Genomic DNA, 705 nt, shown 5'->3' on the forward strand with positions numbered 1-705 from the left:
AGACGGCCTAAATACGTCGCTTACAATAGTATTTTACTCGACAGTCTGTTTTCGCACTGAGATATCTGTATAAGGCATAAATATATATAGTATTTACACATCGTTATTAGGCGTCAAAACGATGACAATGATATATTAACAATAAATATAAGAGACATAAGTGTGTATGTATATATGCAATGCGATGGATACAGAAAGACAGAAAGTTGTTTAGAAACATTTGCGGTGAACGATGCCAGGGCCGGATTCGTCGTATTCCTGTTTGGAGATCCACATTTGCTGGAAGGTGGAGAGGGAAGCCAAGATGGATCCACCGATCCATACGGAGTATTTCCTTTCTGGGGGTGCAATGATCTTGATCTTGATGGTGGATGGAGCAAGAGCGGTGATTTCCTTTTGCATACGGTCAGCGATACCAGGATACATGGTGGTACCTCCGGAGAGTACAGTGTTGGCGTACAAGTCCTTACGGATATCAACGTCGCACTTCATGATGGAGTTGTATACGGTTTCGTGGATACCGCAAGATTCCATACCCAAGAAGGAAGGTTGGAAGAGGGCTTCAGGGCAACGGAACCTTTCATTTCCAACGGTGATGACCTGTCCATCAGGCAATTCGTAGCTTTTCTCCAAAGAGGTGGAGGCGGCGGCGGTGGCCATTTCCTGTTCGAAGTCCAATGCAACATAGCAAAGTTTTTCCTTGAT

At 44.4% G+C, this 705-nt stretch carries 1 protein-coding gene; it reads right to left on the reverse strand.

Annotation, left to right across the window (positions count from 1 at the left end; all coding sequences use genetic code 11):
- Positions 1–210: 210 nt before the first annotated feature.
- On the reverse strand, positions 211–705 hold a 495-nt coding region (locus tag EK369_RS22935; RefSeq protein ID WP_206198162.1), incomplete at its 5' end, for an acetate and sugar kinases/Hsc70/actin family protein.

Origin of the sequence: Shimia sediminis (assembly GCF_003990645.1) — a bacterium.
GTDB lineage: Bacteria > Pseudomonadota > Alphaproteobacteria > Rhodobacterales > Rhodobacteraceae > Shimia > Shimia sediminis.